The organism is Bacillus sp. HU-1818 (assembly GCF_022695965.1).
Taxonomy (GTDB): domain Bacteria; phylum Bacillota; class Bacilli; order Bacillales; family Bacillaceae; genus Bacillus; species Bacillus atrophaeus.
Genome location: NZ_JAAPBE010000003.1, coordinates 312,212 through 335,200 on the forward strand (window position 1 = coordinate 312,212; position 22,989 = coordinate 335,200).

Annotated in this window: 24 protein-coding genes and 1 other RNA gene; 20 read left to right on the top strand and 5 right to left on the bottom strand. The window is 44.7% G+C overall.

Annotated elements, in window-relative coordinates; translation table 11 throughout:
• Positions 1-47 precede the first annotated feature (47 nt).
• A non-coding RNA gene (gene ssrS / locus GXP75_RS11990) (6S RNA) lies at positions 48-240 on the top strand.
• Between the two features lie 79 nt (positions 241-319).
• Complete coding sequence (locus GXP75_RS11995; RefSeq protein WP_003325305.1) at positions 320-1,084, top strand: tRNA threonylcarbamoyladenosine dehydratase; 765 nt, start codon at positions 320-322, stop codon at positions 1,082-1,084.
• A 240-nt stretch (positions 1,085-1,324) separates the two neighbouring features.
• Here GXP75_RS11995 and GXP75_RS12000 read toward each other — a convergent pair whose 3' ends face one another.
• Complete coding sequence (locus GXP75_RS12000; protein WP_242556886.1) at positions 1,325-2,593, bottom strand: replication-associated recombination protein A; 1,269 nt, start codon at positions 2,591-2,593, stop codon at positions 1,325-1,327.
• Between the two features lie 201 nt (positions 2,594-2,794).
• On the opposite strand from GXP75_RS12000, the gene cymR reads away from it, so the two are divergent.
• The 8 genes from cymR (at position 2,795) to GXP75_RS12040 (ending at position 9,599) form a co-directional block, all read left to right on the top strand.
• Positions 2,795-3,211: a cysteine metabolism transcriptional regulator CymR gene (cymR, locus tag GXP75_RS12005; protein ID WP_106044046.1), complete on the top strand. Its 417-nt coding sequence runs from the start codon at positions 2,795-2,797 to the stop codon at positions 3,209-3,211.
• Between the two features lie 18 nt (positions 3,212-3,229).
• Entirely contained in the window at positions 3,230-4,372 is a 1,143-nt protein-coding gene (locus GXP75_RS12010; protein WP_242556887.1) for a cysteine desulfurase family protein, read from the top strand.
• 33 nt (positions 4,373-4,405) lie between these two features.
• Positions 4,406-5,521 (top strand): tRNA 2-thiouridine(34) synthase MnmA, encoded by a 1,116-nt coding sequence (mnmA, locus tag GXP75_RS12015; RefSeq protein ID WP_061572694.1) that lies wholly within the window; start codon positions 4,406-4,408, stop codon positions 5,519-5,521.
• A gap of 90 nt (positions 5,522-5,611) precedes the next feature.
• Entirely contained in the window at positions 5,612-6,232 is a 621-nt protein-coding gene (locus GXP75_RS12020; protein ID WP_106044388.1) for a tetratricopeptide repeat protein, read from the top strand.
• Between the two features lie 33 nt (positions 6,233-6,265).
• Complete coding sequence (recD2, locus tag GXP75_RS12025; RefSeq protein ID WP_242556888.1) at positions 6,266-8,659, top strand: SF1B family DNA helicase RecD2; 2,394 nt, start codon at positions 6,266-6,268, stop codon at positions 8,657-8,659.
• Positions 8,660-8,774: 115 nt separating this feature from the next.
• Positions 8,775-9,239 carry a PRC-barrel domain-containing protein gene (locus GXP75_RS12030; protein WP_061572696.1) on the top strand — a complete coding sequence of 155 codons (465 nt, stop codon included), beginning with the start codon at positions 8,775-8,777 and terminating at the stop codon, positions 9,237-9,239.
• A gap of 12 nt (positions 9,240-9,251) precedes the next feature.
• Positions 9,252-9,443 carry a hypothetical protein gene (locus GXP75_RS12035; RefSeq protein ID WP_003325314.1) on the top strand — a complete coding sequence of 64 codons (192 nt, stop codon included), beginning with the start codon at positions 9,252-9,254 and terminating at the stop codon, positions 9,441-9,443.
• Positions 9,444-9,467: 24 nt separating this feature from the next.
• Complete coding sequence (locus GXP75_RS12040; RefSeq protein WP_003325315.1) at positions 9,468-9,599, top strand: YrzQ family protein; 132 nt, start codon at positions 9,468-9,470, stop codon at positions 9,597-9,599.
• Positions 9,600-9,636: 37 nt separating this feature from the next.
• Here GXP75_RS12040 and GXP75_RS12045 read toward each other — a convergent pair whose 3' ends face one another.
• From GXP75_RS12045 to GXP75_RS12060, 4 genes are all read right to left on the bottom strand, one after another.
• Positions 9,637-10,293, bottom strand: coding sequence for an amino acid ABC transporter permease (locus GXP75_RS12045; RefSeq protein ID WP_061572697.1), 657 nt, complete (start codon positions 10,291-10,293; stop codon positions 9,637-9,639).
• 18 nt (positions 10,294-10,311) lie between these two features.
• A complete protein-coding gene (locus GXP75_RS12050) occupies positions 10,312-10,962 on the bottom strand; it encodes an amino acid ABC transporter permease (RefSeq protein WP_061572698.1) in 651 nt (216 codons plus the stop codon).
• 61 nt (positions 10,963-11,023) lie between these two features.
• Positions 11,024-11,851: a transporter substrate-binding domain-containing protein gene (locus tag GXP75_RS12055; protein ID WP_277990736.1), complete on the bottom strand. Its 828-nt coding sequence runs from the start codon at positions 11,849-11,851 to the stop codon at positions 11,024-11,026.
• 22 nt (positions 11,852-11,873) lie between these two features.
• Entirely contained in the window at positions 11,874-12,602 is a 729-nt protein-coding gene (locus GXP75_RS12060; RefSeq protein WP_242556889.1) for an amino acid ABC transporter ATP-binding protein, read from the bottom strand.
• 235 nt (positions 12,603-12,837) lie between these two features.
• On the opposite strand from GXP75_RS12060, the gene GXP75_RS12065 reads away from it, so the two are divergent.
• The 10 genes from GXP75_RS12065 to udk all read left to right on the top strand — a co-directional run bounded on the left by GXP75_RS12065 (position 12,838) and on the right by udk (position 22,864).
• The gene (locus tag GXP75_RS12065) at positions 12,838-13,899 is read left to right on the top strand and encodes an AI-2E family transporter (protein WP_242556890.1); all 1,062 of its coding nucleotides are present in this window, start codon (positions 12,838-12,840) and stop codon (positions 13,897-13,899) included.
• A 337-nt stretch (positions 13,900-14,236) separates the two neighbouring features.
• Positions 14,237-16,873: an alanine--tRNA ligase gene (gene alaS, locus GXP75_RS12070; RefSeq protein WP_242556891.1), complete on the top strand. Its 2,637-nt coding sequence runs from the start codon at positions 14,237-14,239 to the stop codon at positions 16,871-16,873.
• 83 nt (positions 16,874-16,956) lie between these two features.
• Positions 16,957-17,223 carry an IreB family regulatory phosphoprotein gene (locus GXP75_RS12075; protein ID WP_003225903.1) on the top strand — a complete coding sequence of 89 codons (267 nt, stop codon included), beginning with the start codon at positions 16,957-16,959 and terminating at the stop codon, positions 17,221-17,223.
• 7 nt (positions 17,224-17,230) lie between these two features.
• Positions 17,231-17,647 (top strand): Holliday junction resolvase RuvX, encoded by a 417-nt coding sequence (gene ruvX / locus GXP75_RS12080; RefSeq protein ID WP_003325323.1) that lies wholly within the window; start codon positions 17,231-17,233, stop codon positions 17,645-17,647.
• A gap of 12 nt (positions 17,648-17,659) precedes the next feature.
• Entirely contained in the window at positions 17,660-17,941 is a 282-nt protein-coding gene (locus GXP75_RS12085; RefSeq protein ID WP_003325324.1) for a DUF1292 domain-containing protein, read from the top strand.
• Positions 17,942-18,092: 151 nt separating this feature from the next.
• On the top strand, positions 18,093-19,196 hold the full coding sequence (gene mltG, locus GXP75_RS12090) for an endolytic transglycosylase MltG (protein ID WP_242556892.1): 1,104 nt from the start codon (positions 18,093-18,095) through the stop codon (positions 19,194-19,196).
• Between the two features lie 151 nt (positions 19,197-19,347).
• A complete protein-coding gene (locus tag GXP75_RS12095; RefSeq protein ID WP_242556893.1) occupies positions 19,348-20,001 on the top strand; it encodes an O-methyltransferase in 654 nt (217 codons plus the stop codon).
• A 5-nt stretch (positions 20,002-20,006) separates the two neighbouring features.
• Positions 20,007-20,936, top strand: a complete 930-nt coding sequence (locus tag GXP75_RS12100) for a peptidase U32 family protein (RefSeq protein WP_061669881.1) — start codon at positions 20,007-20,009, stop codon at positions 20,934-20,936.
• A gap of 17 nt (positions 20,937-20,953) precedes the next feature.
• The gene (locus tag GXP75_RS12105; RefSeq protein WP_242556894.1) at positions 20,954-22,222 is read left to right on the top strand and encodes a peptidase U32 family protein; all 1,269 of its coding nucleotides are present in this window, start codon (positions 20,954-20,956) and stop codon (positions 22,220-22,222) included.
• A gap of 6 nt (positions 22,223-22,228) precedes the next feature.
• Positions 22,229-22,864 (top strand): uridine kinase, encoded by a 636-nt coding sequence (gene udk / locus GXP75_RS12110; protein WP_003325330.1) that lies wholly within the window; start codon positions 22,229-22,231, stop codon positions 22,862-22,864.
• Positions 22,865-22,989 lie beyond the last annotated feature (125 nt).

Below are 22,989 nucleotides of genomic sequence, written 5' to 3' on the forward strand. Positions count from 1 at the left end.
TTCTTGAAAATCAAAAACGGCTGTGATATGATTTTTACAAGTTAAATAAAGTCCTGATGTGTTAGTTGTACACCTAGTTTTGACCGAACATTTTTTTGATTTGGGAGCCCATATTTTTAAATGGCGTACATGCCTCTTTTCATTCGTTAAAGAGGACTTACAAGATTTAGAAAAGGGCACCCACCTGCTGAGAGCGGGTTCAAAACAAAGGAAAGCGGCAACGGCACAATTGGGACTTTATTTTTTGTGCGCTAAAAAAACGGCTGACTTTATCAGCCATTAAGATAAGAAATCAGAATACGAATGTGGAGTGAGGTTCTTGTTACACCAGTTTTCTCGTAATGAATTAGCTATTGGAAAAGAGGGGCTCGAGACGCTCAAAAACAGCACAGTGGCTGTATTGGGAGTCGGAGGCGTCGGATCTTTCGCAGCGGAGGCTCTTGCGCGTTCAGGAGTGGGCCGCATTCTTCTCGTAGATAAAGACGATGTAGACATTACAAACGTAAACCGCCAGCTTCATGCGTTGCTGTCAACTGTCGGCCAGCCGAAAACGGATTTGATGAAAGCGCGGATTGCCGATATCAATCCCGATTGTGAGGTTATCGCTTTAAAAATGTTCTACACGGAAGAAACCTATGAACAATTTTTTGACTATCACCTCGACTATGTCATTGACGCGTCAGACACGATTCATTATAAAATACACTTAATTAAAGAATGCCTGAAAAGAGACATTCCTTTAATCTCCAGTATGGGCGCGGCGAATAAGACTGACCCGACGCGCTTTCAAATCGCTGATATTTCCAAAACCCATACGGACCCTATCGCAAAGGTCATTCGAACAAGGCTTCGTAAAGAAGGCATTAAAAAAGGTGTCCAAGTGATCTTTTCTGATGAAAGTCCGATTGTCATCCGTGAAGATGTCAGAAAAGAAGTAGGGAATGACAACGCGGACATCCGCAAAGCGAAAATGCCGCCGTCTTCCAATGCATTCGTGCCGTCGGTTGCCGGTTTAATCATGGGCGGGCACGTTGTGATGGATCTCCTGAAAGATATTCAAATCACAAGAGTAAAGGACAAATAAAAAGAATCAGTGAAAAGAGGCTGGATATATTCCGGCCTCTTTTTTATGCGTTTGGGTCTTCTTTCGATTCATTTCTCAATGATCAATTAAATAAATCCGCCATTGACCCGGATGGTTTGGCGGAAAAACTTTAATTAAGCTTCGGGTGGCAAACAATGCTTGCCAAGGAGGTGCGGTGCCCGTGCGGAAAGGACAAAAAACTGCACAAAAAAACAAGGACACAATGTTAGTCCTTGTCTGCTATTTTTTTTGTTTCATTAGCTTATCGTATACTTGCTTTAAAGCGGATTCGAATTTCCCGGTCTGCTTTGGTTTGTAATATTGCTTGTTCTTTAAAGGGTCAGGCAAGTACTGCTGTTCAACCCAGCCGTTATCATAGTCGTGCGGATATTTGTAACCGATTCCCCGGCCCAGCTCTTGTGCTCCTTTGTAATGAGCGTCCTTCAGATACTTCGGAACATCGCCGATTTTTCCCGCTCTGATGTCTGCGATGGCTGCTTCAACGGCGAGCACGGCGGAATTAGATTTCGGTGACAGACATAACTCAATCACCGCGTTGGCAAGCGGAATGCGTGCTTCAGGGAAGCCGATTCTCTCAGCCGTCTGGACGGCATGAAGCACTCTTGGCCCTGCTTGGGGGCTTGCCAGCCCGATATCTTCATAGGCGATGACGAGCAGCCGCCTTGCGATGCTTTCTAAGTCGCCTGCTTCAATTAATCTTGCCAAGTAATGAAGGGCCGCATTTGCATCAGAGCCACGGATTGATTTTTGAAAGGCGGACAGCACATCGTAATGAGCGTCCCCATCTTTATCGTGGGCAAAGCTTTTCTTCTGAAGGCATTCTTCAGCAGTTGCCAACGATATGTGAATCGTTCCGTCCGAGGATTCCTTTGTTGATAATACGGCAAGTTCAAGCGCATTTAAAGCGGAGCGGACGTCTCCTCCGCATCCTTGGGCGAAGTGGTCCATTGCTTGATCATCAACCGACACATTGTAGGAACCGAGTCCGTGATGTTCATCTTGAAGCGCTCTTTCCATTGCTTGTTTAATCAGTTCGGGTGTTAAAGGCTCGAGTTCGAAAATTTGTGTCCGGCTTCTGATCGCCGGGTTAATGGCATGGTAGGGGTTGGCCGTTGTCGCTCCGATTAAGATAATCATGCCGTTTTCTAAATAAGGCAGCAGGAAATCCTGTTTGCCTTTATCAAGCCTGTGAACCTCATCAAGAATCAAAATGACCTGTCCTGACATTTTTGCTTCCTGGGCTACAATTTCCATATCTTTTTTATTATTTATGACAGCATTCAGTTTGCGGAACGCAATACTTGTGGAACCTGCGATCGCCGTTGCAATCGAGGTTTTTCCGATGCCGGGCGGTCCGTATAAAATCATGGATGACAAATGCTTCGCCTGAACCATTCTGCCGATAATTTTATCTTTTCCGACCAAATGCTGCTGACCGATAATATCTTCTATTTTCGTCGGACGCATCCGAAACGCCAAAGGCTTCATCATCATCTCTCCTTACATATTAACAGGGTAACGGAAAACGAAGGAGAAGAAAAGGGGGCGGCTCTGCCTTACGTGCGTCCAATGAAAATTCCTTTTCGTTATGTTATAATAACAGTTGGTCTATAAGATACTAAACGGATAATTCATATAAAATTACCAATATAAATTGTAAAATCCAGAAAAAAAACAGAGGTGTTAGAGTTGAAAATATCGACTAAAGGAAGATACGGACTCACCATTATGATTGAGCTGGCCAAAAAGCACGGTGACGGTCCGACCTCATTAAAAACCATTGCCCAGACAAATAACCTGTCAGAGCACTACCTTGAGCAGCTTGTATCTCCGCTCAGAAACGCCGGTCTTGTGAAAAGCATCAGAGGCGCGTACGGCGGTTATGTGTTAGGCAGCGAGCCTGAGGCGATTACAGCCGGTGATATTATCCGCGTGCTAGAAGGGCCGATCAGCCCCGTTGAGGTGCTTGAAGATGAGGAGCCCGCTAAACGCGAACTGTGGATCCGCATCAGAGACGCCGTGAAAGAAGTTTTAGACAGTACAACATTAGAGGACCTTGCCAGTTATACGGACGGAGAGCAAGAAGCCTATATGTTCTATATTTAAATCAGAGGTGTACACATTATGGAACGGATTTATTTAGATCATGCCGCGACCTCGCCGATGGATGAGCGTGTGCTGGAAAAAATGGTGCCGCATTTCTCCGGAAGTTTCGGCAATCCATCCAGCATTCATTCTTTTGGAAGAGAAACGCGAAAATGGGTGGATGAAGCGAGAGCGCAAATTGCGGATCAAATCGGGGCCGCAGAACAGGAAATCATCTTTACGAGCGGCGGCACAGAGGCTGATAATTTGGCGATACTCGGAAGCGCTCTGGCCAGACGGGATCTCGGAAAACATATCATCACCACAAAAGTAGAACATCATGCTGTGCTTCACACATGTGAAAAACTTGAACAAGACGGTTTTGAAGTGACTTATCTTGATGTTGGCTCAAACGGCCGCATCAGTGCAAATCAGGTGAAAGATGCGCTGCGTGATGATACAATCCTAGTGACAGTGATGTATGGAAATAATGAGGTCGGCACTGTACAGCCGATTGCTGAGATAGGCGAATTGCTGAACGGCCATCAGGCTTATTTTCATACCGATGCTGTACAAGCGTTCGGTTTTCTGCCGATTGATGTGAAAAACAGCCATATTGACCTGCTGTCTGTTTCTGGGCATAAGCTAAACGGACCCAAGGGGACAGGCTTTTTATATGCAAATAAAGATGTGAAGCTCTCTCCGCTGCTGTTTGGAGGCGAGCAGGAAAGAAAACGCCGCGCCGGAACGGAAAATGTTCCGGGAATTGTGGGCTTGAAGGAAGCTGTCGTCCTCTCGGGTGAGGAACGGGAAGAGAAAACAGCCATGTACCGGACATTTAAAGAGATCATGATTGATACCCTTACACAGGCCGGAGTTAAGGCCGAGGTCAATGGAGATCGTGAGCACAGTCTGCCGCACATATTGAACCTGTACTTCCCGCAAGTATCGGTTGAAGCGCTGCTGGTGAATCTTGATATGGCGGGCATTGCCGTTTCGAGCGGTTCTGCGTGTACGGCCGGATCGGTTTTGCCGTCTCATGTTCTGACTGCTATGTTTGGGGAGGATAGTGACCGGCTGACCTCTTCTATTCGAATCAGCTTCGGGCTCGGCAATACGGCTGAACAAGTCAAAACCGCTGCCGAACAGACGGCCGCTATAGTTAAACGCCTGACGCAATAAGGCGGAATCAGTTTCTTAATGGAGTGAATGAAAATGGAAAAACGGCCGGAGGATACAAGAGTCGTTGTCGGCATGTCCGGCGGTGTGGACTCGTCTGTGGCAGCCCTTTTATTAAAAGAACAGGGCTATGATGTAATCGGAATTTTTATGAAAAACTGGGATGATACAGATGAAAACGGTTTTTGCACGGCGACTGAGGACTATGAAGATGTTATCCGCGTCTGCAATCAAATTGGTATTCCGTATTATGCCGTTAATTTTGAAAAACAATATTGGGACAAAGTGTTTCAATATTTTCTAGATGAATATAAAGCCGGAAGAACACCGAATCCGGATGTCATGTGTAACAAAGAAATTAAATTCAAAGCGTTTTTAGAGCATGCGCTGTCGCTCGGCGCTGATTATTTGGCGACCGGACATTATGCGCGTGTTGACAGAAGCGGCGGCAAAGTAAGAATGCTGCGCGGCCTGGATGAAAACAAAGACCAAACTTACTTTTTAAATCAGCTTACAGAAGAACAGCTTAGCAAAGTGATGTTTCCGATCGGTGAGCTGCAAAAAAGCCGTGTGCGCGAGATCGCGAAGGAAGCGGAGCTTGCGACGGCGGCTAAAAAAGACAGCACAGGAATTTGTTTTATCGGCGAACGCAACTTCAAAACCTTTCTCAGTCAATATCTTCCGGCACAGCCCGGCGATATGATGACGATGGACGGAGAAGTAAAGGGGCGCCACGACGGATTAATGTATTACACGATAGGACAGCGTCACGGCCTTGGTATCGGCGGAAGCGGAGAACCTTGGTTTGCTGTCGGGAAAGACCTTGAAAAAAACATTTTATATGTCGATCAAGGGTTTCATAATCCGCTTCTGTACTCGGACAAAATTACGGCGGCTGATGTCAGCTGGACCCGGCCCGGCATACTGGACGGCAAAGAAATCTCTTGCACCGCCAAATTCCGCTACCGTCAAGAAGACCATAAAGTCACGGTGAGAATGACGGGAGAAAGCGAAGCGGAAGTGATTTTTGATGAACAGGTCCGCGCCGTCACACCCGGACAAGCAGTTGTGTTTTACGACGGCGAAGAATGCTTGGGCGGCGGGACGATTGATGATGTGTTTAAAGACGGAACGAAACTGTGGTATGTGTAAAAACAATTCTTAAAAACCTCAACATGTGAGTTGAGGTTTTTTAGCGAAAGGAAGATATTGATGGATTATAACCAAACGGGTATAGAGGCGATGCAGGAAGGCGATTTCGAAAAAGCGGCCGAAGCTTTTACGAAAGCGATTGAAGAACATAAAGAAGACCCGATTCCTTATATCAATTTTGCGAATTTGCTTTCGTCTGTCAACGAGTTAGAACGCGCTATGGCATTTTATGAAAAAGCGCTTGAATTGGACAGTGAAGCGGCAACCGCCTACTATGGAGCAGGAAATGTATATGTTCTGAAAGAATCCTATAAAGAAGCCAAAGATATGTTTGAAAAAGCGCTGCAAGCCGGTATGGAAAACGGAGATTTATTTTATATGCTCGGCACGGTTCTTGTGAAGCTTGAACAGCCGAAGCTTGCTTTGCCGTATTTGCAGAGGGCTGTCGAGTTAAATGAGGACGACGATGAGGCGCGCTTTCAATTTGGAATGTGCCTTGCCAATGAAGAATTGCTCGACGAAGCGCTTAACCAGTTCACTATTGTCACTGAACATGATCCCGGGCACGCTGATGCTTTTTATAATGCCGGTGTAGCTTATGCTTATAAAGAAAACAGGGAAAAAGCGCTTGAAATGCTTGATCGCGCGCTCGAGGTTCAGCCGGATCACATGCTTGCGCTTCATGCAAAGCAGCTTATCACACAATCATAACATGCAGGGAAAGCACAGGAGGAGGGAAGGCTCGTGCAGCAGCATCCGGATCAGCTGAAAATGGAGGAAGAACCCTTTTTAAAAGGTGCGGTAACCACTGTCATTTATCATAATGATGCCAATTTATATACAGTTTTGAAAGTGAAAGTCACAGAGACCTCCGAAGCGATTGAAGATAAAGTCGTATCCGTGACGGGCTACTTCCCTGCGCTGCAAGAAGAAGAGACCTACACGTTTTACGGAAAAACAGCCACCCATCCTAAATTCGGGCTCCAGTTTCAAGCGGAGCACTTTAAAAAAGAGATCCCGACCACGAAGGAAGGGATCATCCAATACTTATCAAGTGATCTGTTCGAAGGAATCGGAAAGAAAACGGCTGAAGAAATCGTGAAAAAACTGGGAGACAGCGCTCTTAATCGAATTCTCGCTGACTCCTCAGTGCTTTACGATGTGCCGAAGCTGTCAAAAAAGAAAGCCGATACGCTGGCAGGAGCTCTTCAGCGGCATCAGGGCCTGGAACAAATTATGATCTCGCTGAACCAGTTCGGATTCGGTCCGCAGCTTTCAATGAAAATTTATCAGGCATATGAATCGGAAACACTTGAGAAGATTCAAGAAAATCCGTATCAGCTTGTGAAAGATGTGGAAGGCATCGGGTTTGTGAAAGCCGATGAACTTGGGGGAAGAATGGGGATTTCCGGCAATCACCCTGAGCGGATTAAAGCAGCGATTTTGTATTCCATTGAAACGACATGTCTTTCAGAAGGGCATACGTACATAGAAACAAAGCAGCTTATTATTGATACGCAAAAGCTTTTGAACCAATCATCAGAAGGACAGCTGGTGACAGAGATGGACGCAGCGAATGAAATCATCACGCTTGGCGAAAATAAAGCTATCATGATTGAGAATGACCGCTGTTACTTTCCATCTTTATATTATGCGGAACAAAACGTAGCCAAGCGTGTCCGGCATATTGCAAGCCAAACTGAGTATGAAGACCAATTTCCTGAATCCGAGTTTTTACTGGCGCTCGGTGATCTCGAAGAGCGTACGAAAGTTCAGTATGCGGCAAGCCAAAAAGAAGCGATTCAAAAAGCGCTCTCTTCCCCGATGCTCCTGTTAACGGGAGGACCCGGCACCGGAAAAACCACCGTTATCAGAGGGATTGTGGAGTTATACAGTGAGCTTCACGGCGCTTCGCTTGATCCGTCCGATTATAAGAAAGATGAAGTTTTTCCGTTTGTTTTGGCTGCGCCGACAGGAAGAGCCGCAAAACGAATGAGTGAGTCGACCGGACTTCCGGCCGTGACAATTCACAGGCTGCTTGGCTGGAACGGGGCTGAAGGGTTTACTCATACAGACGAAAATCCGATTGAAGGAAAGCTGTTAATTATAGACGAAGCGAGTATGCTTGATATATGGCTCGCAAACCATTTGTTTAAAGCGATACCCGATCATATTCAAATTATTATAGTAGGGGATGAGGACCAGCTTCCTTCTGTCGGGCCGGGACAGGTGCTGCGGGATCTATTGGCTTCGCAGGTCATTCCTACAGTCAGGCTGACGGATATTTATCGGCAGGCGGAAGGTTCATCTATTGTGGAGCTTGCTCATGACATGAAAAAAGGCTTGCTTCCGGCTAACCTGACAGCGCCGACGAAGGATCGTTCCTTTATTCGCTGCGGCTCATTACAAATCAAAGAAGTTGTTGAAAAGGTCGTCACCAATGCGTTGAAAAAAGGCTACACAGCAAGGGATATACAGGTGCTGGCTCCGATGTACAGAGGAAAAGCAGGCATTAATGAGCTTAACGTGCTGCTGCAGGGCATCTTAAATCCGCCGAAAGAAAAACGGCGCGAAATTAAATTCGGCGATGTTGTTTATAGAACCGGCGATAAAATTTTACAGCTTGTGAATCAGCCGGAAAATAATGTGTTTAATGGTGATATAGGTGAGATTACATCCATTTTCTACGCGAAGGAAAATACAGAAAAAGAAGATATGGCGGTTGTTTCCTTTGATGGAAATGAAATGACCTTCACCAAAAAAGACTTCAGCCAGTTTACGCATGCCTATTGCTGCTCCATTCATAAATCTCAAGGCAGTGAATTTCCGATAGTCGTGCTTCCTGTTGTAAAAGGCTATTATCGAATGCTGAGAAGAAATCTCCTCTATACGGCAATTACAAGAGCGAAAAAGTTTCTCATTTTATGCGGTGAAGAGGAAGCGCTGGAGTGGGGTGTGAAAAATAATGATGCGACAGTCAGACAAACCTCTTTACAAAGAAGGCTGACGCTGCAGGCTGAGGAAATGGATGAAGAACTTAAAGCTCTTCAAAAAGAGCTGCCGTTTAGCGTATACGACGCAAATATCGGCATGGAAGGCATTACGCCATTTGATTTCATGAAAGAAGAACATAGCTAAAGAGGCTTTTCGCAGCATGCGGAAGCCTCTTTGTTTTTGGTGGAAGTCATTTCTTTGTATGCCGCACAGGCACGCTGCAAAACCTAAAGGTGTTCGGAAGGTGGTTGATCACACTTTGAGAACATGTCATGAGGTAGAAGGGCGATCTGTTTACGAAAAAAGCACCTCTTTTTTTCTGGGAACCATTTCAGATATCTGTTTTTCCTTTGAAGGAGATTGTCTTGGTTTTATTCTTGAACAGAAACGATTTTTCCATCACCGTCATGCGCTTTTACAGGCTGCTGATGTGGCGTATATCCTTGACGACAGCGTCATTGCAAATATCGGTTCAGAGCAGCTTAAACCTCTCCCGAAGGATTGTTTAACATACGGGGAGCTTAAATTGCAGCTGGTTAAAACCCAAAAGGGAGACATTTTGGGTTTATTGGAAGATGTATACTTTTGTTTGGATAAGGGCATAATCGTAGCATATGAACTCTCGGACGGCTTCTTTTCTGATTTGACGGGAAGCAAACGCCAAATCCAAAAAGCGGATGCGCTTGTTGAAGCGGGGAAAGACGGCATCGTCCTGAACGGATAAGAGGTGTTGCGCGTGCTTTTATGCCCGAACTGCAAAAGTAAAGATATCGGTAAGATCGGCGTGAACCAATATTATTGCTGGGGCTGTTTCATTGAGTTGACGGTGGCAAAGGGAAAAATATCGACTCATCAAGTAGAAGAAGACGGAACGTTAAGCAGTCTTGATGATCTGTTTACAGATGATGAACGCACCATGAATCTTTAAACATGATGAAGGGGGAACTTTGCTATGAACAAAACAATGACCTCTCTTTTAACACTGGGAGCCGGCGCGCTGATGTACAGAATGGCATCACAATATGATATGCCAAATAAAAAAACGATGAAACGAATGAGAAAACGCATGAACAAAATGTTTTAATGAGAAAAAGGATACTCTGCAAAAAAAGAGTATCCTTTTACATTTGTTTCAATTCGAGCTTTCTGGCGGCGAGGGACAGGCTGTAATTGACTGCAAAATACATGAAAGCCGCAAGTAAAAAGATCGGAAAAAAGTAACTGCTGTCAGCGCTTTGCCCATTGATGATTTGCGCATTATGAATGAGCTCCGGCAGCGCGATAACAACGGCAAGCGATGTATCCTTTAATAAAGAAATAAATTGGCTTACAATCGGAGGGACCATACGGCGGAGAGCCTGCGGCATAATGATAAGAAACAGAGTTTGTACATAAGACAGTCCGGATGAGCGCGCTGCTTCCGTTTGCCCTTTTTCCACCGATTTCAGTCCGCTGCGGATGATTTCAGACAGCATAGCTGATTCAAAAATCGTTAAAGCCGTTATAGCTGCGGCGGTAATTTCTAATTTAATTCCGATTTCAGGCAGAGCGAAGTAAGTAAAGAAGATAATTAACAACAGGGGAAGATTCCTTATCGTTTCTACGACGACAGCGAGAATGTTGGAGACAATCGGGATGTTTGCATAGCGCAGTGTCCCGATTACGCCTCCGAACACAAAGCTGAGAACAATGGAAATAAATGCAACATATAGGGTAACGAGAAAGCCGTCTAATAAAAATGTCAAATGGTCTGGCGAATAGGCTTCGATGAAATTCATGGGTTTCTCCCTCCTTTATTAATAGCTTCTTTCAAGCCGTTTTTCCAAATATGTGACACCAAGGCTCAGAGGTATGGTGAGCACGAGGTAAAACAACGCGACAAAAATATAGACATCAAAGACGACCAGTGTGTTTGAAGAGACTAAATCTGCCTGATACATCAGATCCAGACCGGCTACTACGCCAAGGATGGATGAGTTTTTGACAAGATTTAAAAACTGATTTCCAAGAGGCGGCATAACAATTTTAATCGCTTGCGGCAAAATGATATAAAGCATAGCTTGGCTGTATGTAAAACCCGATGATCTGGCCGCCTCCATCTGTCCTTTTGACACAGATTGAATTCCCGCTCTGATCGCTTCTGCAATGAAAGCCGACGTGTAGATCGTCAGCGCGATGGTGCCTGCTTGAAAACCGTCCAGCTTTACTCCGGCGTTAGGCAACCCAAAGAAAAATACAAATGTAATTAATAGGAGCGGAATATTGCGGATAAATTCAACATAGGCCGTTCCGATCCATTGCAGCGGTTTAAAGGTTGTAATCCTCATAACCGCAACGAGCACGCCCAGTACAAAACTTCCGGCTAAGGCGATGACACTGGCAAGCAAAGTATGATAAAAGCCGTCGAGATACATGTCGAGGTTATCGGTTAGAATAGAGAAGTTCATGCGCTTTTCACTCCTTAATGAATCAGGATGAGCACGCTCTGCTCATCCCGGATGTGGTTAGCTACTGTTCTGGGTCTTCTTTAATCCACTTTTTATAGATTTCATCATATCTTCCGTCAGATTTCATTTTTTTCAAAGAAGCGTTGATTTCTTTCACCAGTTCCGATTGGCCTTTTTTAACGGCTATGCCGTAAGGTTCATCTGTAAATGTTTTTCCCGTCAACTGGTAATCTTTATTTTCATCGGCCATACCGTATAAGATGGCATTATCTGTTGTGAGGGCTTCGCCTTGGCCGGATTTTAAGGCTGTGAAGGCTTCCGCATAATTTTCAAATTCCAGCACAGCGGCATCAGGTGCTTTTTCTCGGATATTTTGTGAGGAAGTAGAGCCTTTAACTGCAAGAACTTTTGTCCCTTTATTAAGGTCTTTTACACTTTTTATGGGGCTTCCTTTTTTCACTAGAAGCGACTGGCCTGCTTCAAAATACACATTGGAGAAGTCGACTTCTTTTTTTCGTTCATCCGTGATCGTCATCGTGGCTACGATCGCGTCAATGTCGCCGTTTTGCAGCATCGGAATTCTTGTTTTAGATGTGACTTCCTTAAACTCCGCCTTGTTTTCATCACCTGCTATATCTTTCGCCAGTTGTTTGGCAATGTCAATATCAAAGCCTTCAATGTCTCCAGAGCTTGGATTTTTCAGTCCGAATAATCTTGTATCTGTTTTAACGCCGAAAACAATTTTGTCGTTGTCTTTGATCGCTTCTAATGTGTTTTTGCTGTCTTTTGATGATCCTGAGCTGGATTCCTTGCCTCCGCAAGCTGCTAAAAGAAGAATCGCCGCCAATGAGATGAATCCTATTGATAATAGTTTTTTGATACGTGACATTTGTTCGTCCCCCGTTTCATTTTTAGTGATTTAATATCCGGCTTAAAAATAAACGCGCCCGTTCCTCGCGCGGGCTGGCATAAAACTCAGCCGGGGGTGCCTCTTCTAAAATCTTTCCCTCGTCAATAAATACGATTCTATCGGCCACTTCTCTGGCAAATCCCATTTCATGTGTAACCACGACCATTGTCATGCCTTCTTTTGCGAGTTTTTTCATTACATCGAGCACTTCTCCGATCATCTCGGGGTCGAGTGCGGACGTCGGTTCATCAAACAGCATGACTTCGGGCTTCATGGCCAGGCCTCTGGCGATTGCGACCCGCTGTTGCTGACCGCCTGATAGCTGGGATGGATAGGCGTCTGCTTTATCGGGAATCCCGACTTTTTGCAGGTAGTATTGAGCGGTTTCCTTTGCTTCTTCTGCGGATTGTTTAAGGACTTTCATCGGAGCGAGCATGATATTTTGCAAAACCGTTTTGTGGGGATACAGATAGAAATGCTGAAACACCATCCCGATATTCCGGCGCACTTTATTGATGTCAGTTTTTCTGTCATTAATAACGGTTCCATTAACGGTGAGAGTTCCGTCATCTATTGATTCGAGCCGGTTAATACATCTGAGCATGGTGCTTTTGCCGGAACCGGAAGGACCGATGACAACCACAACTTCTCCTTTCTTTATTCGAAGATTAATCTGTTTTAATACATGAAAGCTGCCATAATGTTTGTTCACTTCTTCAAATGAAATCATTGCAAACCTCCTGTATTTTGTGTTGGTTAATTATGTAAGTATTATGACTCTTGCTGTCAAGAAAAATAACATTGTATTGATATTATATAGAGCAAATGTAACGTTAGTCAAACTATTTTGTAATTTCAGATAATTAATTATGAGAAATGGCTATTACTTAAGGCTGGGCGTCTTTAGTCTTGGGAAGGGAATAATTCGGCCCATTCGTCAAAAGATAAGGGGGAGGTGATGGGTGATGATGCAAAAACCGCTGCGGCTTTTAATTTGGGCGGCTGTTTGTTTACTTGTATTGTTGATAGTATATGTATTCATTAAGCTGGAAATGCTATGGGCGCCATTTTGTCTTGTCATAAAATCTATTTTGATACCGCTTATAATCGCCATTTTTATTTCTTATCTATTACTCCCTATTATTGAATGGCTTCATAGATCAGGCCTTCCGAGAACACTGAGCCTGCTGATTATTTATCTGCTTTTTTTCGGCGGGATCGGTTATGGGTTGTATAAAGGGGTCCCGGTTTTGATTGAACAGCTTACCGACTTGTCAGAGAGCATTCCCGGGATTGCTGAGACTTATGACGGATTGTTATTGAAACTTCATGATCATACCGACGAATGGCCGGACGGCATACACAGCCGAATGGACCGGTTTATTCAGCGGACGGAGGAATTTGTCGCCAAAACGATAGAAGGGACGATAAGGAGCATCCGATTTGTCTTTGATTATATTCTCATTGCGGCCACGATTCCTTTTCTCGTTTTTTATATGGTAAAGGATATTGATCTCATGAAAAAAACCGTCTGGTATTTAACGCCAAAATCTTGGAGAAAAAGAGGCAGTGCTTTTTTGCGGGATGTGGATGATTCTCTGGGTGATTATATTCGCGGACAGCTGCTGGTCTGTTTTTTAATCGGTTTGGGGGCCGGGGTGTCGTTTTGGTTTTTTGATCTGCCGTATCCGCTAATCCTGGGGCTCATTATCGGGCTTACAAATGTCATCCCTTATTTCGGGCCTGTTATCGGAGCTGTCCCTGCGCTGCTGATTGCAATGGCTGTCTCGGCGAAGGCTGTGATAACCGTCATCATCACTATTTTGATATTGCAGTTTTTAGAAGGCAATATTCTCAGCCCGCTGATTGTCGGCCGAAGCCTCAAGATGCATCCCGTTGTGATCATGCTTGCGCTTCTTGCCGGAGGAGAGCTGGCGGGCATCATTGGTATGATCGTTGCGGTGCCCGCCGCGGCTGTGCTGAAGGTGATGATGATCCATTTTTTGCGGATGAGGACGGAGCATTGACATCGGAAGCCTGCTTGTCTATAATTTCGAGTAGAATACATACGAATCTCGAGTGACGGATCTGAGTACGACGAAGCCCTGTTAAAGAGAGAAGCTCCATTTGCTGAAAGGAGCTTTAACAGAAGATCGGAGGAAGCTAATCCTGAGTGCAGTTAAAAGCTGCCGCAAGTCCTGCGTTACAGGATCAAAGGTGACGGGGAATATTCATTTTTTCTCCGTAATCAGGGTGGTACCGCGAGACAGCTCTCGTCCCTGTGTGAACGTGTAGTTTGCATAGGGAGGGAGCTTTTTTGCTGTCGCTGAAGAGAATTTCGATTTCAATAGAGGAGGACATATAATGAAACACTTAACTTCTGCTGAAGTGCGTCAAATGTTTTTGGATTTCTTTAAGGAAAAAGGCCATGCGGTTGAACCGAGCGCGTCATTAGTGCCGCATGAAGATCCTTCATTGCTATGGATCAACAGCGGGGTAGCAACTTTGAAAAAATATTTTGATGGAAGAGTTGTGCCGGAAAACCCGAGAATTGTTAACGCGCAAAAATCAATCCGCACAAACGATATTGAAAATGTCGGGAAAACAGCCCGCCACCATACATTCTTTGAAATGCTCGGCAATTTTTCCATCGGAGATTATTTTAAAGAAGAAGCCATCACTTGGGCATGGGAGTTTTTGACAAGTGATAAGTGGATCGGTTTCGACGAAGAGCTTCTTTCTGTGACGGTTCACCCAGAAGATGATGAAGCGTATGAGCTGTGGGCGAAAAAAATTGGTGTTCCGGAGGAGAGAATCATCCGTCTGGAAGGGAACTTCTGGGATATCGGAGAAGGCCCGAGCGGACCAAATACCGAAATTTTCTATGACCGCGGTGAAGCGTATGGTAACGATCCGGCTGACCCTGAACTGTACCCGGGCGGAGAAAATGACCGCTATCTTGAGGTGTGGAACCTTGTTTTCTCTGAATTTAACCATAATCCGGACGGCACGTACACACCGCTGCCGAAGAAGAACATTGATACCGGCATGGGGCTTGAACGAATGGTGTCTGTCATCCAGAATGTACCGACAAACTTTGATACTGACTTATTTATGCCGATCATCAAGGCGACTGAAACGATTTCCGGTGAGGCGTATGGCCAAGATGACGTAAAGAACACTGCGTTTAAAGTGATCGCCGACCATATCAGAACAGTTGCCTTTGCGGTAAGTGACGGAGCGCTTCCATCTAATGAAGGACGAGGATATGTGCTGAGAAGACTTCTCCGGCGGGCTGTACGCTATGCCAAAACGATCAATATCAACCGCCCGTTCATGTATGACCTGGTTCCGGTTGTTGCTGAAATTATGGTGGACTTCTATCCTGAAGTTAAAGATAAGGAAGAATTCATCGCTAAAGTGATCAAAACCGAGGAAGAACGTTTCCACGAAACCTTAAATGAAGGGCTTGCGATCTTGTCAGAAATGATTAAGAAAGAAAAAGACAAAGGCAGCAGCCTCATCTCTGGAACAGATGTCTTCAAACTTTATGATACGTACGGATTCCCGGTCGAGTTAACTGAAGAATACGCGGAAGACGAGCAAATGAAAGTTGACCATAAAGGCTTTGAAGAAGAAATGGAAAAGCAGCGCGCTCGGGCCCGAAACGCTCGCCAAGATGTCGGAAGCATGCAGGTGCAAGGCGGAGCTTTACGCGATGTGACAGTTGAAAGCACGTTTGTCGGCTATACAAATACAAAGTCTGACTCAAGTGTTGTTGAGCTTCTGCAAGACGGTGAATTAATTGAAGAGGCTCATGAAGGCGAAACCGTTCAAATCCTTCTAAACGAAACACCTTTCTATGCGGAAAGCGGCGGTCAAATCGGCGATAAAGGCTATTTGAGAAGCGCTCAGGCTGTTGTGAGAATTACAGACGTGCAAAAAGCGCCAAACGGGCAGAATGTGCATGAAGGCCTTGTGGAAAGCGGAACGCTTCAAAAAGGAATGCATGTGACAGCGGAAGTAGAAGACCATATGAGAAGCGGCGTTATTAAAAACCATACAGCCACTCACCTTTTGCATCAGGCGCTTAAAGATGTATTAGGCTCACATGTCAACCAGGCGGGATCACTCGTTACTGAAAACCGCCTGCGCTTTGATTTCTCACACTTCGGCCAAGTGACGAAAGAAGAGCTGGAGCGGATTGAAGTGATCGTAAATGAAAAGATCTGGGAGAGCATTCCTGTCAGCATTGATTTAAAACCGATCAACGAAGCGAAAGAAATGGGCGCCATGGCTTTATTCGGCGAAAAATACGGAGATATCGTGCGTGTCGTTCAAGTTGGCGGTTACAGTCTTGAGCTTTGCGGCGGCTGCCATGTCAAAAACACCGCTGAAATCGGCTTGTTTAAAATTGTGTCTGAATCCGGAATCGGTGCGGGAACTAGACGGATTGAAGCTGTCACGGGGCAGGGCGCTTACCTTGAGATGAACAGCCAAATCGGACTATTGAAACAAGTAGCCGGGGAATTGAAGACAAATGTGAAAGATGTGCCAAAACGCGTCGCTGCACTTCAGGCTGACCTGAAAGAGGCACAGAGAGAAAATGAATCCCTTCTTGCGAAATTAGGAAACGCAGAAGCAGGCGCAATTCTTTCTAACGTAAAAGACATCAGCGGCGTAAAGGTTCTTGCTGAAAAGGTGAACGCCAAAGATATGAATCATTTGCGCACAATGGTGGATGAGCTAAAAGCGAAGCTCGGTTCAGCGGTTGTTGTACTAGGCGCGGTTCAAAATGATAAAGTGAATATTTCAGCAGGCGTCACAAAAGATCTGATTGACAAAGGCCTTCATGCAGGAAAGCTTGTGAAACAAGCTGCAGAAATGTGCGGAGGCGGCGGAGGCGGCCGTCCTGATATGGCTCAGGCGGGCGGAAAGCAGCCTGAAAAACTGCAAGACGCATTAACTTCTGTGGAAGAATGGGTGAAATCCGTTTTATAATTCGTTTATGTAGTGTAGAATGATGGTAAGATAAGGACTCAGGCTGAACTTTGCCTGCGAATTTGGGAAAGAGGTGCAAAACGGTGAGCTCGTTTGATAAAACGATGAAATTTAATTTCTCCGATGATTCTGCCGAAACAAACGTAAATGAGGTGCTGATTACGGTCTATGACGCGCTTCAGGAAAAAGGCTATAATCCCATCAATCAGATTGTCGGATACTTGCTGTCAGGTGATCCCGCTTATATTCCAAGGCATCGTGACGCTCGTAATTTAATTCGCAAGCTTGAAAGAGACGAATTAATCGAGGAATTGGTAAAGTCATACTTAGAACAGCATAAAGAGGCGTAAACTACACATGAGAATATTAGGGCTTGATTTGGGAACGAAAACACTTGGCGTTGCGCTGAGCGATGAAATGGGCTGGACCGCTCAGGGCATTGAAACGATAAAGATTAATGAGGCGGAAGGCGATTATGGATTGCCCCGTTTATCAGAACTGACAAAAGACCATACTATAGATAAAATCGTGCTGGGCTTTCCGAAGAATATGAACGGAACTGTCGGTCCGAGAGGCGAAGCCAGCCAAACATTTGCGAAACTGCTTGAAACAACGTACAATGTTCCTGTTGTGCTGTGGGACGAGCGTCTTACCACAATGGCGGCTGAAAAAATGCTGATTGCTGCTGATGTCAGCAGACAAAAACGAAAAAAAGTCATTGATAAAATGGCGGCTGTGATGATTCTTCAGGGATATCTGGACAGCTTAAACTAAGAGGTGAAAAAAATGGAACATGGCGAAAAACAAATTACAATTGTAGATGATCAAGGTAACGAACAGCTTTGCGAAGTGCTGTTTACATTTGAAAACGACGAATTCGGAAAATCTTACGTTCTTTATTACCCGATCGCTTCTGAAGGTGAGGAAGAAATCGAAATTCATGCTTCAAGCTTCACGCCAAACGCGGACGGAGAAGACGGTGAATTAACACCGATCGAAACCGATGAAGAGTGGGATATGATCGAAGAAACATTAAACACGTTTCTTGCTGAAGAGGACGAAGAGTAAAAAAAAGCGAAAAGGCCGGGGCTTGCACATGAGCTCCGGCCTTTCGTTTTCTTTCGAAAAAGTGAAGCTGCCGATCGGCGGCTTTTTTTTGTAATAAATTGCCGAAAGAACTTGAATCATGTAGTATAAGAACTGATGGGAGGAGACCTGTATGTATATCAATCAGCCAAAAAAAACATTTCTCAAAAGAATAACAGCCGACAATAAAAAAAGAACGATTGCGCTGGCCTCCATTATTGTGTTTGTTTTAGTAATAGGCGGAGCATTCTTATATGGGAAATCACTGCTGGAGCCAGTCAAAAAAGGCAGTAAAACAACAGTGAATGTCAATATTCCGAGCGGATCATCCGTATCTGCCATTGCCGATATATTAAAAGAAAATAATGTGATTAAAAGCGAGAAGGCTTTTCAATATTATGTGAAATATAAAGGCGCCTCCGGCTTTCAAGCGGGGTATTACCATTTAACCAAAGGAATGGATTTGAACACCATTATCAAAAAGCTCACAAATGGAGGAACAAATTACGCGTTTCAAATTACTGTTCCTGAAGGTAAACAGCTCACGCAGATTGCATCGGCAATCGCTAAGGAAACGAAATACTCGGAAAACGACATTATCGCTAAACTGGATGACCAAACATTTATCAGCAAGCTGAAAAAACAATATCCTGACACGATTACAGATGATGTTTTAAATAATGATATTAAGCATCCTCTGGAAGGGTATCTGTTCCCTGCTACATATCCATTCACAGATCCGGATGCGTCTCTTGAAGACATTATCACGGCGATGATTAAGCAAACAAACTCATATGTGGAGACGTACAAATCTGAATTGTGGAAGAAGAAGCTCTCCATCCATGAGGCACTCACAATGGCTTCTCTTATAGAAGAAGAAGCGACGGCGAAAGTGGACCGCCATAAAATCGCAAGCGTCTTTTATAACCGGCTTGAAAAAGACATGCCGCTTCAAACGGATCCGACCGTTTTATATGCAGCCGGCAAGCATAAAGACCGTGTGTTTTATAAAGATTTAAAAATAGATTCGCCATACAATACGTATAAGAATAAAGGGCTGCCGCCCGGACCGATTGCCAATGCGGGCGAATCTTCATGGGATGCGGCGCTCAACCCGGACAAAACCGATTATCTTTACTTTTTGGCCAAATCAAATGGCGAAGTCGTATTCACCAAAACGTTAAAAGAGCATAACAAAGCGAAAGAAAAGTATATTACAAATAAAGACAGTGAATAAGGGGAGGGCAAAAGCTCTCCTTTTATTCGCATTCCGTAACGTTTTATGGTAAAATATATCGGGTTGTTTACTTATGTATAAATGTTGAGTTCAGAGAGTGCCCGGTGAAAAGCCAGGGGCACTCCTTTTTAGGACGGGGAGGCAATTTGTCGTGAATGACCGGTATGAACAAATAAATGACTATATAGAAGCGTTGCTGAAGCCTCAGCCGGATAAAGTAAGAAAGCTCGAAACATATGCGGATGACCATCATGTTCCGATTATGGAGCAAGCAGGCATGGAAGTGCTGCTTCAAATCTTGTCTGTGAAACAGGCGAAAAAAATATTGGAAATCGGAACGGCAATCGGGTATTCCGCCATTCGTATGGCACTCGAACTGCCAGAAGCCGAAATATATACAATTGAGCGACATGAAAAAAGACATGGAGAAGCCTTGAACAATGTAAGGGACTTTCAGCTGGAGGATCGGATTCATTTGTTTTACGGAGATGCGCTTGAACTGGCAGATGAAGTTCGTCCGGCGGCGCCGTATGACGTGATATTTATCGACGCGGCAAAAGGCCAGTACAAAAACTTTTTTCATCTATATGAACCGATGCTTGCGTCGGACGGGGTGATTATAACAGACAATGTGCTGTTTAAAGGTCTGGTTGCGGAGGATTACAGCAAAATCGAACCAAAGAGAAGGCGTCAGCTGATCTCAAAAATTGATCATTACAATCAATGGCTGATGGACCACCCTGACTATCAAACAGCAATTATACCCGTCGGGGACGGACTGGCCATTAGTAAAAAGAAGAGGTGAACGTGATGAAAACACCGGAGCTTTTGGTGACACCGACAAATACAGCGGATATTTTGCCGCTCATTCAAGCTGGAGCGACAGCGTTTTTAGTTGGAGAACAGAGATACGGCCTGAGATTGGCAGGCGAATTCACTAGAGAAGATATTCAAACAGCCGTCAATATCGCCCATAAAGAAGGGGCAAAAGTATACGCGGCGGTAAACGGATTATTTCACAATGACAAAGTGGCAGAACTAGGTGACTACCTCGCTTTCTTATCTGAAGCGGGCGTTGATGCCGCGGTGTTCGGCGATCCGGCCGTCCTCATGGCTGCGAGAGAATCAGCACCGGAGTTGAAGCTTCACTGGAGTACAGAGACAACGGGAACCAATTATTATACATGCAATTATTGGGGACGAAAAGGCGCGGTCCGCGCAGTGCTGGCTAAGGAATTAAATATGGACAGCATTGTGGAAATTAAAGAAAACGCCGAAGTCGAGATTGAAATTCAGGTCCACGGCATGACATGCATGTTCCAATCAAAGCGTTCATTAGTCGGCAATTACTTTGAATACCAAGGCAAGGTCATGGATATTGAAGGAAAGAAAAAAGAAACCGGCCTGTTTTTGCATGATAAGGAACGTGACAACAAATATCCAATTTTTGAAGATGAAAACGGAACACATATCATGAGCCCGAATGATGTATGCATCATTGACGAACTGGAGGAGCTGATCGATGCCGGCGTTGACTCTTTCAAAATCGACGGGGTATTAAAATCCTCCGAATATTTGATTGAAGTGACACGGATGTACAGAGAAGCGATTGATTTATGCATCGAAAACCGTGACGAATATGAAGATAAAAAAGAAGGCTGGATTGAACGGATCGAAAGCATACAGCCTGTTAACAGAAGCATAGATACCGGATTTTTCTTCAAAGAAACGGTTTATTAATAGAAGGGGGTTAAGCTATGAATGCCGTAAATGATAAGATTTCCAAAATTGTGAATGGTAAGCGCGTGATTACGAAAAAGCCCGAGCTTCTCGCTCCTGCTGGCAACCTTGAAAAGCTTAAGATCGCTGTCCATTACGGCGCGGACGCGGTATTTATCGGAGGCCGGGAATACGGGCTGCGCTCAAATGCTGACAATTTTTCATTGGAAGAAATCGCTGAAGGCGTAGAGTTTGCAAAAAAATACGGTGCGAAAATCTACGTAACAACCAATATTTTTGCCCATAATGAAAACATAGACGGCCTTGATGAATATTTAAAAGGTTTAGGAGAAGCCGGGGTTGCGGGTATCATCGTAGCGGATCCGCTCATTATCGAAACCTGCCGCAGAGTCGCTCCTCATGTAGAAGTTCATTTAAGCACGCAGCAGTCTCTTTCAAACTGGAAAGCTGTGCAGTTCTGGAAGGAAGAGGGGCTTGACCGTGTTGTGTTGGCACGTGAGACAAGCGCGATTGAAATCAGAGAAATGAAAGAGAAAGTTGATATCGAAATCGAATCTTTCATCCACGGCGCTATGTGTATTGCGTACTCCGGACGCTGTGTATTGAGCAATCACATGACGGCAAGAGATTCAAACCGCGGAGGCTGCTGCCAGTCTTGCCGCTGGGATTATGATTTATATCAAACTGACGGCGCGAACGCGGTTGCTTTATATGATGAGGAAGATGCTCCGTTTGCCATGAGCCCAAAGGATTTAAAACTAATCGAGTCCATTCCTCAAATGATCGAAATGGGCATTGACAGCTTAAAAATCGAAGGCCGAATGAAATCCATTCACTATGTGGCGACAGTCGTCAGCGTGTATCGCAAAGTGATTGACGCGTACTGCGCTGATCCGGAGAACTTTGTCATTCAAGAAGAATGGCTCACTGAACTTGATAAATGCGCCAACAGAGACACGGCAACAGCCTTTTTTGAAGGAACACCGGGTTATGAGGAGCAAATGTTCGGCGAGCACGGAAAGAAAACGACATATGACTTTGCCGGCTTGGTACTCGACTATGATGAAGACACAAAAATGGTCACGCTCCAACAGCGCAATTTCTTCAAACAGGGAGATGAAGTGGAATTTTTCGGCCCTGAAATTGAAAACTTTACACACAAAATAGAAAACATTTGGGACGAAGACGGAAATGAGCTTGACGCTGCCCGCCATCCCCTTCAAATTGTCAAATTTAAACTGGACAAAACGATTTATCCGAGCAACATGATGAGAAAGGGGAAGTAATCACTAATGGGTAAGAATCCTGTAGTCATTGGAATCGCAGGAGGTTCTGGTTCAGGAAAAACGAGTGTCACGCGATCTATCTATGAACAGTTCAAGGGCCACTCGATTTTAATGATCCAGCAAGACCTTTATTATAAAGACCAAAGCCATCTTCCGTTTGAAGAAAGGCTGAACACAAACTACGATCATCCGCTTGCGTTTGATAATGACTATTTGATCGAGCATATTCAAGAGCTATTGAATTACCGTCCGATTGAAAAGCCGATTTACGATTACAAGCTTCATACACGGTCAGAAGAAACCGTTTCGGTAGACCCGAAAGATGTCATTATCCTAGAAGGCATTCTCGTACTAGAGGATAAAAGGCTTCGGGATTTAATGGACATCAAGCTTTACGTGGACACGGACGCCGACCTCCGAATTATCAGACGGATGCTGAGGGATATTAAAGAGCGGGGCCGTTCCATTGATTCTGTCATCGAGCAATATATTTCCGTTGTAAGGCCGATGCACAACCAATTCGTAGAGCCGACGAAGCGCTACGCCGACATTATTATCCCTGAAGGCGGACAAAACCACGTCGCAATTGATCTGATGGTCACGAAAATACAAACTATTCTTGAACAAAACGCAATTTTGTAATACCATAGCATAGACATAAACAACTCTGACCATATTATGTATAGACTGGAAGGGAATGTGTGATTCCCTTCTTTCCCTGTTTATAAACGCGAAATATTTGCAGAAGCTCATGATTCAGTTTAAGA

Excerpts from the sequence above, each read along its gene's own strand:
- GXP75_RS12000 (WP_242556886.1), bottom strand. The coding sequence starts at position 2,593 with ATGAAGCCTTTGGCGTTTCGGATGCGTCCGACGAAAATAGAAGATATT.
- GXP75_RS12010 (WP_242556887.1), top strand. The coding sequence starts at position 3,230 with ATGGAACGGATTTATTTAGATCATGCCGCGACCTCGCCGATGGATGAG.
- mnmA (WP_061572694.1), top strand. The coding sequence starts at position 4,406 with ATGGAAAAACGGCCGGAGGATACAAGAGTCGTTGTCGGCATGTCCGGC.
- GXP75_RS12020 (WP_106044388.1), top strand. The coding sequence starts at position 5,612 with ATGCAGGAAGGCGATTTCGAAAAAGCGGCCGAAGCTTTTACGAAAGCG.
- GXP75_RS12040 (WP_003325315.1), top strand. The coding sequence starts at position 9,468 with ATGAACAAAACAATGACCTCTCTTTTAACACTGGGAGCCGGCGCGCTG.
- GXP75_RS12045 (WP_061572697.1), bottom strand. The coding sequence starts at position 10,293 with ATGAATTTCATCGAAGCCTATTCGCCAGACCATTTGACATTTTTATTA.
- GXP75_RS12050 (WP_061572698.1), bottom strand. The coding sequence starts at position 10,962 with ATGAACTTCTCTATTCTAACCGATAACCTCGACATGTATCTCGACGGC.
- GXP75_RS12055 (WP_277990736.1), bottom strand. The coding sequence starts at position 11,851 with ATGTCACGTATCAAAAAACTATTATCAATAGGATTCATCTCATTGGCG.
- GXP75_RS12060 (WP_242556889.1), bottom strand. The coding sequence starts at position 12,602 with ATGATTTCATTTGAAGAAGTGAACAAACATTATGGCAGCTTTCATGTA.
- GXP75_RS12065 (WP_242556890.1), top strand. The coding sequence starts at position 12,838 with ATGATGCAAAAACCGCTGCGGCTTTTAATTTGGGCGGCTGTTTGTTTA.
- alaS (WP_242556891.1), top strand. The coding sequence starts at position 14,237 with ATGAAACACTTAACTTCTGCTGAAGTGCGTCAAATGTTTTTGGATTTC.
- ruvX (WP_003325323.1), top strand. The coding sequence starts at position 17,231 with ATGAGAATATTAGGGCTTGATTTGGGAACGAAAACACTTGGCGTTGCG.
- GXP75_RS12085 (WP_003325324.1), top strand. The coding sequence starts at position 17,660 with ATGGAACATGGCGAAAAACAAATTACAATTGTAGATGATCAAGGTAAC.
- mltG (WP_242556892.1), top strand. The coding sequence starts at position 18,093 with ATGTATATCAATCAGCCAAAAAAAACATTTCTCAAAAGAATAACAGCC.
- GXP75_RS12100 (WP_061669881.1), top strand. The coding sequence starts at position 20,007 with ATGAAAACACCGGAGCTTTTGGTGACACCGACAAATACAGCGGATATT.
- GXP75_RS12105 (WP_242556894.1), top strand. The coding sequence starts at position 20,954 with ATGAATGCCGTAAATGATAAGATTTCCAAAATTGTGAATGGTAAGCGC.
- udk (WP_003325330.1), top strand. The coding sequence starts at position 22,229 with ATGGGTAAGAATCCTGTAGTCATTGGAATCGCAGGAGGTTCTGGTTCA.